At 35.3% G+C, this 16,371-nt stretch carries 8 protein-coding genes; 6 read left to right on the top strand and 2 right to left on the bottom strand.

Annotated elements, in window-relative coordinates:
• Window positions 1-238: 238 nt before the first annotated feature.
• Window positions 239-4,099 carry a T9SS type A sorting domain-containing protein gene (locus tag E0946_RS06555; protein ID WP_133201675.1) on the bottom strand — a complete coding sequence of 1,287 codons (3,861 nt, stop codon included), beginning with the start codon at window positions 4,097-4,099 and terminating at the stop codon, window positions 239-241.
• Between the two features lie 191 nt (window positions 4,100-4,290).
• On the opposite strand from E0946_RS06555, the gene E0946_RS06560 reads away from it, so the two are divergent.
• From E0946_RS06560 to E0946_RS06580, 5 genes are all read left to right on the top strand, one after another.
• Window positions 4,291-5,433, top strand: a complete 1,143-nt coding sequence (locus E0946_RS06560) for an iron-containing alcohol dehydrogenase (protein ID WP_133201676.1) — start codon at window positions 4,291-4,293, stop codon at window positions 5,431-5,433.
• A gap of 77 nt (window positions 5,434-5,510) precedes the next feature.
• Window positions 5,511-6,449 (top strand): signal peptidase I, encoded by a 939-nt coding sequence (lepB, locus tag E0946_RS06565; protein WP_133201677.1) that lies wholly within the window; start codon window positions 5,511-5,513, stop codon window positions 6,447-6,449.
• A complete protein-coding gene (gene hemW, locus E0946_RS06570) occupies window positions 6,419-7,561 on the top strand; it encodes a radical SAM family heme chaperone HemW (protein WP_133201678.1) in 1,143 nt (380 codons plus the stop codon). Before lepB ends, hemW begins: the two co-directional genes overlap by 31 nt.
• A complete protein-coding gene (locus tag E0946_RS06575; RefSeq protein ID WP_133201679.1) occupies window positions 7,558-8,289 on the top strand; it encodes a tRNA nucleotidyltransferase/poly(A) polymerase-related protein in 732 nt (243 codons plus the stop codon). Before hemW ends, E0946_RS06575 begins: the two co-directional genes overlap by 4 nt.
• Window positions 8,290-8,401: 112 nt before the next feature.
• The gene (locus E0946_RS06580; protein WP_133201680.1) at window positions 8,402-8,644 is read left to right on the top strand and encodes a hypothetical protein; all 243 of its coding nucleotides are present in this window, start codon (window positions 8,402-8,404) and stop codon (window positions 8,642-8,644) included.
• A gap of 102 nt (window positions 8,645-8,746) precedes the next feature.
• Here the strand turns inward: E0946_RS06580 and E0946_RS06585 are convergent, their stop codons facing one another.
• A complete protein-coding gene (locus tag E0946_RS06585) occupies window positions 8,747-12,961 on the bottom strand; it encodes a chitobiase/beta-hexosaminidase C-terminal domain-containing protein (RefSeq protein WP_133201681.1) in 4,215 nt (1,404 codons plus the stop codon).
• A 422-nt stretch (window positions 12,962-13,383) separates the two neighbouring features.
• Here E0946_RS06585 and E0946_RS06590 point away from each other — a divergent pair, with 422 nt between their 5' ends.
• Entirely contained in the window at window positions 13,384-15,474 is a 2,091-nt protein-coding gene (locus E0946_RS06590; protein ID WP_133201682.1) for a M3 family metallopeptidase, read from the top strand.
• Window positions 15,475-16,371 lie beyond the last annotated feature (897 nt).

Here is a 16,371-nt window from a genome sequence, read left to right on the forward strand (position 1 = left end):
AGGCAATATTGAAAGGAGCATAATGACTTGGGCTATTAATAAATAACATAAGATACTTCTTTTTCTCCTGGAAAGGTATTAATCATTGTTTTAAGGCTCAACTTATTGATATTCATCAAAATAACCTATTGAACCTGATTTAGTTAAACCAAAATTGCTAATTGATAAAGTATGTCAATCCAGATGTTTTTGAGTAGGTGTAACTATTACCTGCTAAAATAAGGATTTAGTGAACCTATTAATACCTTATTAATTTATAAAGATAGGTATTTTCTTTATTTACATAAATTTTTAATAGATAGATGCCAGCAGGTAAGGATTTATTATTGTAATCTTTTCCATTCCAGATAATAGGATTAGGGCTACTTTTATCTATCTTTTTCTCCCAGATTTTTTGCCCTCTTAGGTTATAGATTGATATTTTAGCGTTTGTTAATGATGGGTTTTTGACCTCTATTTTAAGTTCTTGATGAAAAGGATTGGGATAAATGGAAATGAGTGGAACAATTTCGGAGTTGGAGGTGCCCTGTACATAACTTTTTATCTTAAACCAGCCTGTTAGAATTCCAGTTGTAGAAGGAGTAATCCAGAGTTCCTGTCCTTTTATAAGAGGGAAGATTCTTTGTTCAAAACATAGTTCTGCAGCATAATCTTCCGGCATAGAAGTATAAAAATTGAAACATAAAGGAGTTAATGTATTGAGTTCTATTTGGTAATTCCATAATTTATCAACCGGATCATAATCAGGATAAAGTCCTTTATAATCGCTTTGATAAGGAACTACATAACGATCATCAGGATTAATTAAAGAAATTTTATATGGAGTTTTAGGAAACGCTGGTGCTTTTAATAAATCATAAAGAAAGTCATAATCAGGTGTACTGTCATCGGAGCTTCCTATCTGAATATTATCCCTTGTATGAATTCCATCAGAAATACTGATAATAGCATTCCATCGATCTTGCCAGAGGACAGGGGGTCCATCGTAATATTTAGGATTAAAGACTATCTGAAGAGGTTGTTTCCCTCCATAATAGAAGAAAAAAGCTCTTGCAGGAGGAACTATCTTAGATAAGGTGAAACCGTTTGAATCATAAAGATAGACAAAAGGATAGATAAGCTCTTCTCCTACCAAATCATTATAGTTTTTAAAGATATAAGAGTGATAAAAATAAAGGTCCTTAATCTCAAATTGATGGTAGTACGGATTGGGCAAAAGATTCCATCCCGGAGAGATATTTAATGTCACAGTATAAGCAGGTAATTCAGCAGGAATGGAAAAATCATAAGGTTCGGGATGATAAACCAAAAAACCTTGATTACGATTCAATTGAGTGGTGATTTCCCATTGCTGAAAAGAATTCAGTATCCAGGTTAAAGAAGATTCTCCCAGAACTTCCCAAGCAAGATGGTTAAAATTACTCACTGGAAAACTAAGAAAAGAATATCCGGCAGGAAGATGATACTGAATGTTTTGAGGGATCACATTAAATCTTCTCTGGGAATAGAAATTTAAAGTGGAACCATCCGTTAAATATAAACGCACCATCAATTGAGCACTTTTCAGTAAGGGAGGATTCTGGACTTGCCAGTCTGTTATTTCAGGGGGTAAACCTTCTTGAATTAAGATTGTGTCTTGAAAAGATACAAAATATAAATTAACTGATTGGACTCTGTGACGATTGATTACTCTATAATGCAAATTAATAGTCCCGGTCTGAAAAACGAAGAGGTCTGATAATGATTGAAATTCATCATGAAATTGTACCTGCGGAAGGCTTTTCCCCCAGTATAGTTCAAAATTATGCCACTGAGTGTCACTATTAACCCAGCAATAGGGTCCCAGTCTTAAATCTGCCCATAATCCTTTATTAACATCATAAAGTAAAAGGTCATATCCCAGATTTATCAAATCGGACGGGGGAAAAAGGAATAAACTTTGACCTGGAGAGGAGCAACGATAACGAAGAAGCCAGCATTTATTCAGGGAATCTAAATCATAATCGGTTCTAACATCTTTGGAGAAAAAAACTAAACTATCCGGTGATATAGATATTAAAATGAGTGAACCATTAAGATATGTACAGACCTCATCATAATAATCTTCATTATCTTTTGCCAGAGGATTTATTCCTATAGAAAGAACATTATGCATGCCACTATTTTGATTGTATAAATTAAAATCATAAGTTCTGTATGGACTGGTAATTAAGGTTTTCCAGTGAAATTGTTCAAAACCGTTATTATATACAACTGAAATTTTGTAACGATAGATATGGTTATTGGCAAGACCGGTATCCAGGTAAAAATAAAGTTGGGATTGATTCGGTTGTAAAGCTGGGTTATCGGTCCAGGAAGCAATTTGAAGAGAGGGTCCTTCATTTTCTTTACGATAAATATTAAAACCTTGAATGGAACTAAAAGTGGAAGTAAAAATTAGATTAACTGCACTATCTAAAGGAGTTCCGTTAAAATAAGCAAAACCAGGAAAATAATGCCAGATTTCAATTTCTTCGGTAAAAAGGCTATAATTCAAATTCTTGTCCCTAGCTTGCATCTTCAAATAATAAATTTTATTAGAAAGGGGTAGTTCTAAAGATAAAGAATGGAGATTTTGCCAGGCTAAATTGGGAATAGTGTCTCTATTATAAACACAATTAACATTCTCGCCATTATTTTCATAGTGCAATTCAATTATGTAACTATCAAAATCATAGCTATAGCTACGATTCCAGGTAAAGGTAAGATTATTTGAGGAAAGAGCAGTTACCTGTAGATTAGAAGGATTAGTTGGTCCTATTCCATCATTTAATATCAACATACTATCAATAACTTCCGTAAGGGCATTTAACCAGGGTCTATAATACTGAATGAAACGAGTATAGCATTGTTCTATATTCCAGGTGTTAGTATCCGCATCATATCCATAAAACCAGCGCCAGTTAGTTGTATTTTGATTATATTGAGCAGGTAATTCATCCATTTCCACATGAAGAAAAGAGGAATAGACATCATACATATTAGGATTTTCACTATAAAGCATTTGCCTATTTAAAGGATAACCCGGTAGATCCTCATTGAGGGGAATAGTAATAAGTTGATTTCCATAATGATAGACAACAGGTTCATTTTCAGCATAATAAACGGAATAGTAATTCTGAATAGACACAGCAGTATTATTACCGATAGAATTTGCGGGATGCACCAGATAGGGAGTTTTATGGATGAGGTCATGATGAAATAAAGAATTATCTCTTAAAGGAAGAGCTGGATATAATCGGTATTTCCCTGCCGAAAACATAATATTGGATTTACCAGGATATTTATTCCAATCATAGGTATGGATTTGTAGGGAAAATTCCCTTTTACCTGTAAGATTACGAATCTGGTCTGCACCCTTTTGATAGAATACATTAAAAGGATGGTTAGCATTACGAGAAGGATCACTCAATGATGTATCAACATTATTTGGATTACTCATTAAAACTTCACGACCTGCACCACTAATTAGGAAAAATCTTGCATCAAGCTGATAAAAGACTTCCAGCCCAAAAACTGGTGCAGGATAATCATCACAAGGATGGGGCACAGTTATTATTACTGAACGAGAAGCATAAGGGTCATAGACAAACAATCCCCAGCCATAATCAAAACTTCCTATTTCATCATCTTCAGTAGAAGGAGTTTGATTGGAATCATAATAAATATTATTAAGCGCCTCTCTTAAGAAAAAAAGATTTCTGCCACTATCCAAGTCTTGAAATTGCACTATCTCATAAGGAAAGCCATATTGATTAATTTTAGCTTGAGCACTGTCCAGATTTAAATTAAGAAAATCTACTACTACCTCTTCCCATTGATTCAACATTGTATCAGTAGGTTGAATATAATTCCCAAAATTATTATTCTGAACTTCCCAGGGAGCATAAACATTAGTGTTAGTTAAAATTCCTTCAGCAATATGACTAGTCCAGTTATCATACTCACAAGCAGGTTCTGAACCATAGAAAAAGCCTCGGAAGGAGCCTACTTCTGTAACAATAGCATTTAATCCCAAAAATAAAGAAAACGATAACATAATAAGAAGAAATCGTTTCATTTTATCCTCCCCTATCTAAAAATAAAGCAATAATTATTCCTTAGTGTAAAAAAATCATTCCTTATCTATCTTGAAATTGCAGTTTAGGATAAACATCCTCAGCACTTTTCTAGTTGCCAATCTATAGCTTTGCTTTAATTTGTAAGTGTAGCTTTATTTTTTATTGGATGCATATTAGGAAAGGAGAAAAAATGGAATCTTTTAGCTTTTATAATCCAACACGAGTACTTTTTGGAAAAGGTCAAATAGGAAAAATAGGAAAAGAACTTAAAAAAGCTGATATTAAGAGCTGTTTAATGATTGCGGGAGGGGGTTCCATCCGTAAAAATGGAGTTTATGACCAGGTTTGTGAAAGTTTAAAAGCAAATAAGATTGAATGGATAGAAAGCTGGGGTGTGCAACCCAATCCAACTGTAGAAAAAGTGCGTGAAATGATAGCTTTAGCAAAAGAATCCAGTGTTGATGCCATCCTGGCTGTAGGTGGAGGTAGTGTTATAGATAGTGGTAAGGCAACTGCAGCAGGGATCTTTCTTAATGACATCTGGAATGCCTATGTGGACAAAGAAAAAATCATCCGTGCTCTACCTATTTTTACTATCCTTACAATCTCTGGAACTGGAAGCGAGATGAATGGAAATTCAGTCTTAACCTTAAGTTCTGAAAAGAAAAAATGGAGTATCTCATCTAAACTTCTCTATCCTAAGGTTTCTATTATAGATCCTTCTATTCAGGCTACTCTCTCTTTTCAACAAACAGTAAATGGGGCAATAGATGCCATTTCTCATATCTTAGAATATATATTTATGAATGAAACTGCCGTTGTTACAAGAAACATTGATGCAGGTTTGATAAAAACCATCGTAAAAATGACTGATAGATTACAACAAGATGCCAATGATTATACAGCTCGGGCAAATCTTGCCTGGTCTGCTACTTTAGCATTAAATGGAATTAGTGGAGTAGGATTACAAGGAGGAGATTGGGCATGTCATTCCATAGAGCATGCTCTTTCTGCCATTGATCCTAAAATTGCACACGGAGAAGGGTTAGGGGTTATTTTCCCGGCTTGGATTGAATATGTCAGTGAAAGAGAGCCGAACCGTTTTTCCTGGTGGGTAAAAGAAGTCTCTGAAGAAGATAGTGTAGCACGTGCTCTTCGTAAATGCCGTGAAACATTGAAACGCTGGGGTTCTGCTACAAACCTTAGAGAATTGGGAATCAGGGAATCACAACTGCCTGAAATAAGAGATTTGCTTCTGACTTATGGTCCAATAGGAGAAATTGTTCGTTTCAGGGCAGAGGATATTGAAGCTCTCTTAATGCTTGCTTATTGAAATTGTATTAATATACTACTTGACAAAAGAACTCAAAGAAAAAATTAAGAAAGCTAAATTATTAGCTGAAGGTTTAAATGAAGGAACAAAATAGAGTAAAAAGCAAACTAAAAAAGCAGCCTTATAAAGAACCAACTTATACCATTACCCCAATTCCACAGGGGAAAAAATTCCATTGTCGTAAACCCTGGTTACAGGATTGGATAGAAGCCATCCTTTTTGCTTTTGTGGTGGCAATGATAATCCGTAACTACACCTTTCAGAACTTTATGATTCCTTCCTCTTCTATGGAAAAAACCTTGCTCACTGGCGATTATATTGTAGCAAATAAAATTAAATACTATATAGAAGACCCTAAAAGAGAAGATATTGTAACTTTCCGTTATCCTAAAATTGAAGAAGGAACACCGGAACATCCAGATTATAAAGATAATTTTATCAAAGTATTCCCTCCTATCTATATCAATAAAAAAGCAGCTTTCAGCAAGCATCCTATGACCTTTATGCATATTGCCTATTATGCAAGAAAGAATATAGTTAAAAGAGTTATAGGTATGCCTGGAGATATTATAGAGATTAAAAATAAAAAGGTTTATATAAATGGCGAACTCTTTGAAAGAGGATATGAATGCTATGGTATAGCTTATCCTCCACCACCTCAACCTCCTTTTCAAATTATAGAACAAACTTTTGCTGAAGATGAGGAAGATTTATATATATCTAACAGCGATTGGTATAAACCTTATATTGTCCCTCCAGATAGCACTAAAGGAATTTCAGCCAGAAAGGTCTTTAATCGTGATTGGTTTGGACCTATTAAAGTTCCAGAAGGACACTATTTTGTGATGGGAGATAATCGTGATGTTAGTGAGGACAGTCGTTACTGGGGATTTCTTAAGAGGTCAGATATAACTGGTAGTCCCTGGTTAATATTCTTTTCACGAGGAATAGAGTATAATAAACTTTATGATACTCCTCATATCCGATGGAACAGGATATTTCGTCTCGCCAGATAGCTGTTTATCTACATATCCCTTTTTGCCTAACTCATTGCGGATATTGCACTTTTTTCAGTGTCCACTATTCAAAATCTTCACTGGAACTTTATCTACAATATCTGCATAAAGAAATAGACCTATTTTTTCAATATCATCCTGATTTAGCTTACGCAAAGTCTATCTATTTCGGAGGCGGAACCCCATCTTTATTAAGAGCAGAGGATATTGCAGAACTCTGTGCTCATTTTAATTTTGCTGAAGAAGCTGAAATTACTCTGGAAATAAATCCTCTGCAAATAACTAAGAACTACCTCTCAGCTTTGAAAAACACACCAGTAAATCGTCTTTCTATTGGTATTCAAAGTATGGACAATGAAGAACTAAATCTTCTTGATAGAAAACATAAAGCTGAGCAGATAAAGGATAAAATTGAGCTCTGTCGTCAGTTCGGGTTTAATAATATCTCTTTTGACCTTATATATGGTTTACCCGGTTCATCCTTAAAAAAATTAAAAGATAATCTTATCCAATTTCTCTATGTAAAACCTGAACACATTTCATGCTATCTTTTAACCCTGGACTCGGATACTCCTTTAGCGGCAAAAATAAAGAAAGGGAAAGTCCCTCCTTTACCAGCAGATAGCTTGCTGGCAGAAGAATACGAACTTATATGTTCAGAACTGAATAGGGCAGGATATGAGCAATATGAGATTTCCAATTTCTGTCTTCCTGGCAAACAATCAAAACATAATCTGTGCTACTGGAAAAGTATGCCCTATCTTGGATTAGGAGCTTCAGCTTCTGGATTCTTACCTCCCTATCGTTATACCAATCCCTCTAATCTGTATGATTACTATGACCATGTGGAAAAAGGATTAATTATGCCTGAGGCTGAATCCTGTTCCTCCAAGCAAATGATTGCAGATTTCATTATGATGGGATTAAGATTGACAGAGGGTATTGACCTGAATGAGCTGAAAAACCACTTTAACTATGATCTGGAAGAAGATAAGGGCTTACAACTGGAAAAGTTATATAGTCTTGGTATGATTGAAAAAAATGGCTCTTATCTCTCTCTTAGCACTAAAGCACTTTTTGTCTCTAATACCATAATTGGAGAGCTAATATGACGCTAAGGGAACTTAGAGAATTACTTACCAGAGCCATTAAAGATACCGAATTTGAAAATCATACTTACTTTGCAGGTGGTTGCGTGCGGGACTTCTTATTAAATCCAGATGCTGCTATTATTGAAGCAGATATAGCTGTAGAACTTCCAGAAGGTGGCATAAAACTTGCCTATTTTTTTCAGGAAAAATTCAATACTCCTGCTCCTGTAATCCACAAAAGCTTTGGAACTGCTAAAATAATCATAGAAGGTATAAAAATAGAAACGGTGATGACCCGAAGCGAGAAATATCCTCCTGGTAGAAGACATCCTTATGTACAGTTTGCAGACCTGTATACCGATTGTCTACGTCGTGATTTTACTATCAATGCACTATATCAAGAAATAATGACGGGCAAGGTTTTAGACCCCTGTCAAAAAGGCTTCGCAGATTTGCAAGCCAGAGTTATTCGCTGTGTTCAGGACCCTTTTCATTCTTTCGTAGAAGACCCTCTAAGAATTCTGCGTGCTCTTCGCTTTGCGGTTACCTTAGATTTTGAAATAACAGCTGAAACACTTTCTGCTATTAAGACCAATGCTCATTTAGTCTCAACTTTAAGTGCCAATCGCTGTGCTGACGAATATTCTCGCATAAAACAACTTCCCGCAGAAAAAATAGTTCAATGGAAGAAACTGCTTGATGAGACTTGCGTCCTAAATTATTTAACAGCCAAGATTCCCATTCGGTAGGATATTCTAATTCTTGACCAAATCGCTATCTACAGCATAAATATAATATTTTTGGAATAGAATCCAATTTTATTATAATATTTTTGGATTTGCTTCCAATTTTATTATAATTTTGCCTATTACAATCCTTCCCAATTTAATAACGCTTCATTTATATCATAAATCTTATTTTTGGAGAACCACGCAAAAACAAGAGATAGATTATATAGAAGAAAGTAATAATCTTTATATGGCTTGTGAGATTAAATGGAATCCCCGCAGAAAACCGAGATTTTCTAAAACTTTCTGTGATAATTATCCTCTTTCCGAGACCAGAGTTATTAATCCCGAAAATCTGGGAGATTGGATTAGTTGAATAGCCTATTTCTTATCAAATTAATAATTGATTTATCTTTTTAGCCTATATAATATAAAAACCCGGGAATAATATCCCGGGTTTTTATACTGTTTTTCCTTACTACTGAATTGCAATTACTCTATAGAATTTCTTTGGAGAAGCTGGATAGGAAACACTATGATTAGTGGTTATTTCCACTTGTCCAAAGGTTCCATAAGGATCATCGGCAGCTTCAATACGATAACTTGTCGCTCCTGTTACTGGTTCCCAAGAAAGGATAATGTTATTATCTTGAACTGAAATAGTGACAACTGGTGCAGGCAAGGTGACTCCAGCACTGGAAAAATCTGCCCAGCACCGTGCCGTAAAGAGATTCCCTTCTACAACCCGGGAATTGGGAAGACCTATGATATTCCATAAACCTGTAGGTACAGGCATTCCTATATAATCTACATCATAGAAAGTGGTGCGGAAATTCATTAAGCCATTGTTCATAGGATATAAAGTACCATTAATAAAAGTTAAACCACTTTCTGCATTATCAAATGAGACACCCATAACTCTTATCAGTTCAGATTCATATTCCTCAAAGTTAGTGACTAGTTCATTAAGACTTATCTCCTGTGGAATAATTACATTGCCGGTGGAAACTGCTGGACCAGGATCAGCTAAAGGAGTTAATTGCATCATACCACCATATTCTGCAACCGTTCCAACAATGTTACTGATGCCATCATAGAGATTATAAGTTGTGGTAATTGCTCCACTGTTATCATCTATCAAAATTGCTGCGGTATTATCCTGGATGAATTTTTGATGACGGAAAGCTTGCTGGAAGGTTATTACCGCAGTTCCGGTATATTTATAATAAACACCTGGTGTACCAGCTCTCAATTCTGCTATAGTAGCTACATTAATAGGAAAGATATAATGTGCTTGAGCTGCTGGACTTACGCTATATCCATTACCATAGGCAACCGCTTTAAGAGTGGTAGTGGTAGTAATAGAAATTGGAGAAGTATAAATAGTCCCCAAAGTTTCAGTAGGAATGCTACCATCAGTGGTATAACGAATGGTCACTCCAGGACTGGAACAACTTATTGTGACAGTTATGGGAGCAGAAAAGATACCACCAGTAGGATTAAAGGTCGGAGCTGCTGCAGCTGGCATACCAGGAGTAAAAGTGTGCCAACCCAGATAAGTAGTAGTATCCTGCGGATAGGAATCCCATTCCGTTGCAAGAGTAGGAAATCCGCTTTCTGGATTTGTTGTAACTCCATGAGTGACATCTGACTTACGCACTAAGGTTTTATCTAATGTTATTAAAGGAGCAGTGCCCCAATAATTTCCGGGATCTTCACCAATTCTTCCAAATATATCTATATAAATTGGATTAGCGGTAGTACCTTTAATCAAAGCCACTGCGTCATCTCCATTAAAATAACATACAGTACTATTAATATCACTAACTGCTTGAATGGCAGCATTGGCACTTGCATGAGAAATCACATATACATCATTATGAGCTAAAGTTCCACTTAATTGTAATGTATTAGTTGGTGAAGTGGCTCCATTTGAATACAACAGAACCATATATTGACTTAGGTCTACTGGCACGCCAGTTCCATTAAATATCTCTAATGCTTTATTATTACTTGATCCTTCAATATATTCAGAAAAGAAAAGGTCAGTAGCAAAGATTCCAGAAACTATAGCCGTTCCGCTTACATTTATCACATAATTAGTAGCATTAGCAGTTGTATGGGTAATAGTTCCGGTAAAATTACCAGCTGTTGTTGCATTCATACGAACATAGACCAGACCATTGTAAGTAGGTGGTAAAGTTAAAGTTGAGCTCCAGGGATCTGAATTAGTAGTGCTCAATTCAAAAGGACTGGTAGCTATAATAATTATATCTGACACTGCACCAGTGGCACTCAAACTATATGATTGAGAAGCCGAAGGAGTTCCTATTTCCTGAGAAAATTCAGTTAAATTAGCGATTATATGCCATGTAACATCAGCAGGGAGAGTTTCTCCATCAACCCTAACTCTAACTTCTTCTGCTCCTGGACTATTGTGTGTTATAAAACCTCCATAAGTACCGACTTCCATTCCATAAAGTCTTACATAAATATTTCCATTATAATCCAGAGGCACCTGAATAGTGGTTTCCCAGTCATCGGTTCCTGTAGTAGAAATCTGGAACGGTTCTGGTGCTACCACAGTGATAGGACTGATTAATTGATGCCCTTCTAAATGATAATGAGCAATTTCATCAGATGGATTACCTACAATATTGTATAATGGATCTGGTTCTCCAATAACCACTATTTGCGGATTTGCCTGAAATCCCCAAAGATTGAACCAGGAATTAGCCACCCTTATACCATCAAGTAGTAAAGTCGGAGCATTTGCAGCAGTACCTTGACGGAGAGCAATAGAACCTATATCAGCAGCATCAGTGTTAGTATCGGTAGCGGTCAAAGTAACGGCTGGTTCATTATATGTTATAGGAGGGTTGATATATAAATGAGCCACATCATTTGCCATACCTTCAAAGAAATCATAGCGTAATACCAATAAGTAAGTGGTATTTAAACTATAGCTAAAATCTGTCCAGACTACATTTCCAGTAACATTTGCTGCATAAGATAGACCAAAACTTAAAGCGTCAGCGTCGTTCTTTTTTACAAAAACCCTCCCTCTATAAAGAGTTCCTATCGTTTGGGGACCAAAGTGAATAAAATAATCACCAGTTGTAGTGGCAGAGGTTATATTAACCAGAAAAGAGGCATAAACTGAATTTGCTGTTTGAGCAGTAAAAGTGCGATGAATATCTTCTCCTGAAGTAGCAAGAGAGATTAAATTTCCTGCTATAGAAGGATAACCTTCATAAGTCAAATTGCCACTTTGAACGGTTATGGGATTAGTTCCTGTACTATGTGCAGTCCAGCGAGTAGATGTTAAAGCTAAGCCTGTGTCATAATAAAAGTTATCCAGAAGCAAGAGATTAGCAGGAGTAGGTTCAAAAACTATTCCATTAACCGCAAGAGTTGCCTGTGCAGTACCACTGGTATGAATAATATTCCCATTATAATTTGTAATATTAGTTCCATTTAAACGAACATAGACTGTGCCATTAAAAGAGGGATTAAGGGATAATTGACCTGACCAGTTTGTATTATCTGTTGAAAGTTGATAACCTGCTGGTGGTATAATAGAAATATTCTGAGTAAGATATTCTCCATATAAAGTATAACCCTGGCTTTCTGAGGGAGTTCCCTGTTCCATAGTAAATTTAGTTAAAGTTCCAGTTATGTGTAGTACTGGAGGTTGGGTTTCTAAAACTGTTCCATTTACGGGTAAGTCAACTTGAGCTGCACCTGTACTGGAATGGGTAATATTACCGCTAAATGTTCCTATTGTTGTCCCGGTCAGTCTTACATAAATTGAACCATTATAAGTAGGCGATAAAGAAAGATTAGATGAATAAGAACTACCATCAGTAGATATTTCAAAACCTGTGGGGGAAGTTACAATAATGTTAGCTGTTAAATTTTGTCCTATTAGAGTATAGTTTTGGGCTGGAGAAGGAGTTCCTACTATTGTACTAAAGGGATTAAGTGTTCCAGATACGGAAATAACTGGTTCACTTCCTACTGTTATGGTATAAGTAGGAAATGTTAGAGGACCATTATCATTGGTGTAATATTTGGTTCTATCGCCAAATAAAGAAAGTAATTGTGCCTTTGTTCCTGATACTGATACAGAAGTTTGAGGTTCACTACCGTTAGCAAAATAACCGTTATCAACTTCAGTAGTAGAATCGGTTAATCCAACAGAAGCACCACTTAAAGCAGTTGGTAGATCTGATGTATTAGCATTATTACCCCATACCCAATTTTCTGTTGAAAATCCATATAACCAGATAGAAGCATCATTAGTAGATGGTGCTGTTGTACCTTCATAAGCTAAAATTTGGTCACCAGCTGTAGCAAGACTAAAATTTGTATTAGTTGTGACAGTGCCTAAAGTGGCACTATAAGGACTTGTATTAATGGAAAGAGTTATACAGGTACCTTTACTAACTAACTCAGTATGTGTCCAAACAATGGTTCCTTCATTTGGTCTCCATTGTTGGGTGGTAGCATTCCATCCATTATCGGTAAAAGAAATTTCAGTATTAGCAGGAATATCGGCTAAAGCAACAAAAATCATTGATTTTGGAGTATCAGTATGAACTCCTAAAATAGCGATATCACCTGCTGTTAATCCTATTAAATATGTAAATGATAGGACTGCGACGATTAAAAAACCTAATTTTTTTAACATTTTTCTCTCCTTTTTAATTTATTTTCCAGCAAATTGGAAGAGCTTTTTTCACGCTTTACTTATTGTATTTATCTTATCCTCTTTATTAATTTATAAATCATCTACTTATACTTAAAATATAAAATAAGAAATCCGTCAATCTTTTTTACTTCATTTTATTTAGAGATGGAAAAATTCATATTTCGCTTTATCTAATTGTTATTAAATAAATAACAAGTTTGTATTTTCATAAAGTTAAATGGTTTTATATTTTTTACCTATACTCATTTTATAGATAAAATAAAGGATTAGGTCGTCAATTAATATATTTACTCAAGGGTCAATCATTTTCAAATTGACAAGCATTAACCTAAAAAATATTTGTTTGATTTTGTAACTCTTATTATTCTGACAAATATAAAACAAATATAAAAGGAACTATTATGCCAAAAACGGAAAATCCATTATTGAAAGAAAGGAACGAACATCGTTTACAGGCTATACCATTTGATGAGATTAAAACAGAACATTTTATGCCTGCTATTCAGGAAGCTTTGAAAATGGCAAAGGCAGAAATTGAAAGTTTAAAAAATAATCCTGCAGAACCAGATTTTGAAAATACTATTTTAGCTCTGGAATTGAGTGGAGAAAAGCTGGAGAATGTAGCCAGCATCTATTTCAATCTGCTTTCTGCTGAGTCGGATGCAGAATTTAAAGCTCTGGCACAACAGATTTCTCCTCTTTTAGCAGAATTTAGTAGTTCTATTATGACAGACCCCGTTATCTTCTCAAGAGTTAAAAAAGTGTGGGAAAAAGAGGTTCAGAATAGGCCTAAACCCCAAATTCCCAAAGATTTTTCCGAAAAGCAATATTTGCAACAGGCAGAGCGTTATCGTCTCATTGACCGTGTTTATAAAGGATTTATCAGAGGAGGTGCTTTATTAACTCCAGAGGAAAAAGAAGAATTAACTGAAATAGAGATGGAAGCTTCTAAACTGGGACCTAAATTTAGTGATAATGTTCTTGCTGCCACCAATGCTTTTGAATTATATATCACTAATCACAGTGATGTGGAAGGTATCCCTCAGAATGTTTTGGAAAGAGCTGCACATCAAGCAAAGGTCAAAGGCAAAAAGGAAGGATGGCTATTTACTCTTCAACCTTCCAGTATGGTTCCTTTTCTCACTTATTGCAAAAATAGAGAATTGCGTCGTCAGATTCAGATAGCATATAATTCTCGCGCTTTTAACGATAAATTTGATAATCAGGAAATCATCAAACAACTGCTTAAACTGAGAGAAAGACGAGCTAAACTTTTAGGTTATCCCACTTATGCTGATTATGTGCTTGAAGACCGTATGGCAGAGTCAGTTCAAAATGTGATAAATTTCCTGGAAAAGATATATCAAGTGGCTTATCCTGCAGCTCAAAATGAATATAAAGAAGTAGTGGAATTTGCTCGTGAAATTGATAATATCACTGATTTTCAACCCTGGGATTTAGCCTACTATTCCAATAAATTAAAAGAAAAGAAATATGCTTATGACCCAGAAGAACTGCGTCCCTGGCTTAAAGTAGAAGATGTATTGAGTGGCTTATTTATTGTGGCTAATCGGCTTTACGGTATTGAAATGAAACAGGTTAACGATATACCAACCTGGCATCCTGAGGTTAGCACCTGGGAAGCTTATGATAGAGATGGAAATTATCTGGGCTTACTCTATTTAGACCTTTTCCCGAGAGAGACTAAAAGAGGAGGTGCTTGGCAAACAACTTTTCAGACCGCAGGACTTTATTCGGACGGTATTCGTAGACCTCAAGTGGCTATTGTAGCATCCCTTACACCTTCAACTCCAGAACAACCTTCACTTTTGCTTCTGGATGAAGCTCGCACTATTTTTCATGAATTTGGACATGCTCTCCATTCTCTTCTGGCAGATGGATACTATAAAAGCCTAAGCGGAACCAATGTGCTCTGGGATTTTGTAGAATTACCCAGTCAATTGATGGAAAACTGGTTGCTGGAAGAAGAAGCATTAAAACTATTTACCCGCCATTATGAGACCGGTGAACCTCTTCCAGAAGAATTACTGCAAAAGGTTATAGCCGCCAAGAATTTCCAAGCTGGGCTCGCTAATATCAATCAGCTTCGTTATGGATATCTGGATCTTGCTTGGCATATCACACCAGTAGAAAAGATTTCTGATGTAGATGCCTTTGAAAAGGAGGTGACTGCTCGTTTTCAAGTGCAACCTCCAGTTCCCAAAAGCAATATCTCCTGTGCTTTTGCTCATATCTTTGCGGGAGGTTATTCCGCTGGTTACTATTCTTATAAATGGGCTGAATCTCTGGAAGCAGATGTCTGGAGTCTTTTTAAAGAAAAAGGTATCTTTAATCCAGAAGTAGCCAATTCTTTCCGCCAATATATCTTAGCTCGCGGAAATGCCTTCCATCCTATGGACCTATTTGTCGCTTTTCGCGGTAGAAAACCTGACCCTGAAGCTCTATTAAGAAGAGATGGACTACTGAGCTAAACATCGGTAATAACAATCATTAAATCCCTGAACTCCTATCAGAAAAAGATAGAAGTAGAAGTCAGTATTTTAAATTAAAATCAGGAAGGTGAGGTTAACTGACTTTATAATATAGCCTAATAAAAAGAAGCTTATTTATATAAAAGCACCTTAATATTAAAATAACGATTAAAAATGAAACTTTACCTAAAAAACGCAGGGAACGACCATAACCTTATCTGATTTAATCCAACAACTTAATCTTTCAATTATTTTAACCCTAGGTTATTCTGTCTGCGACCTGAACTTATAGAAAAAGAGCTATATATAAAAACTTTTTTAATAAATATCATCTTCTAAAATTATAACTCTTATTCATAGGTAAATCTTCATCTCTATCTTGGCTCTCCCTTAGCTCTTGCTTGCTTAAGTTCTTAAGAGAGAGGTAAGTGTGAACTTAGAGATAGTATCTGATTATATTATAATAAGATAAGTCTAAATAAACCTCATCTTTTCTATTTTCTAATTTCTTCCAATGTGATATTCAATAGTTGCTATAAAATCTAAAATTCTTCTCTTTATTCCTAAATATTAGTCCTTAGGATTATATTAATTCTACTACATCAACCGTATATTTCAATAATACTTTTCTTATTTCTATACTTTATGCTCCAAATCCACTTATTCTCCTTTGGATGATATTTCTAACTTGCATATAAGAATACGATTCGTTAAACTTTTAAAATTATCCGAAAGAGAAGTGGATATATTATAAAATTTATGACCTACCTCATATTAATTTGAGAAAGGTAGTCAAAAGAAGGTATTTTTTCTGCTGAGAATCTACATATATAAGTTTTTTACTTGACAGAACTGATAAATTAAGAATATATATTTTGTATAACGATTAAATTAAAG

Source organism: Candidatus Syntrophosphaera thermopropionivorans, from assembly GCF_004353895.1.
GTDB classification, from domain to species: Bacteria; Cloacimonadota; Cloacimonadia; order Cloacimonadales; family Cloacimonadaceae; genus Syntrophosphaera; species Syntrophosphaera thermopropionivorans.

Excerpts from the sequence above, each read along its gene's own strand:
- E0946_RS06555 (WP_133201675.1), bottom strand. The coding sequence starts at position 4,099 with ATGAAACGATTTCTTCTTATTATGTTATCGTTTTCTTTATTTTTGGGA.
- E0946_RS06560 (WP_133201676.1), top strand. The coding sequence starts at position 4,291 with ATGGAATCTTTTAGCTTTTATAATCCAACACGAGTACTTTTTGGAAAA.
- lepB (WP_133201677.1), top strand. The coding sequence starts at position 5,511 with ATGAAGGAACAAAATAGAGTAAAAAGCAAACTAAAAAAGCAGCCTTAT.
- hemW (WP_133201678.1), top strand. The coding sequence starts at position 6,419 with ATGGAACAGGATATTTCGTCTCGCCAGATAGCTGTTTATCTACATATC.
- E0946_RS06575 (WP_133201679.1), top strand. The coding sequence starts at position 7,558 with ATGACGCTAAGGGAACTTAGAGAATTACTTACCAGAGCCATTAAAGAT.
- E0946_RS06585 (WP_133201681.1), bottom strand. The coding sequence starts at position 12,961 with ATGTTAAAAAAATTAGGTTTTTTAATCGTCGCAGTCCTATCATTTACA.
- E0946_RS06590 (WP_133201682.1), top strand. The coding sequence starts at position 13,384 with ATGCCAAAAACGGAAAATCCATTATTGAAAGAAAGGAACGAACATCGT.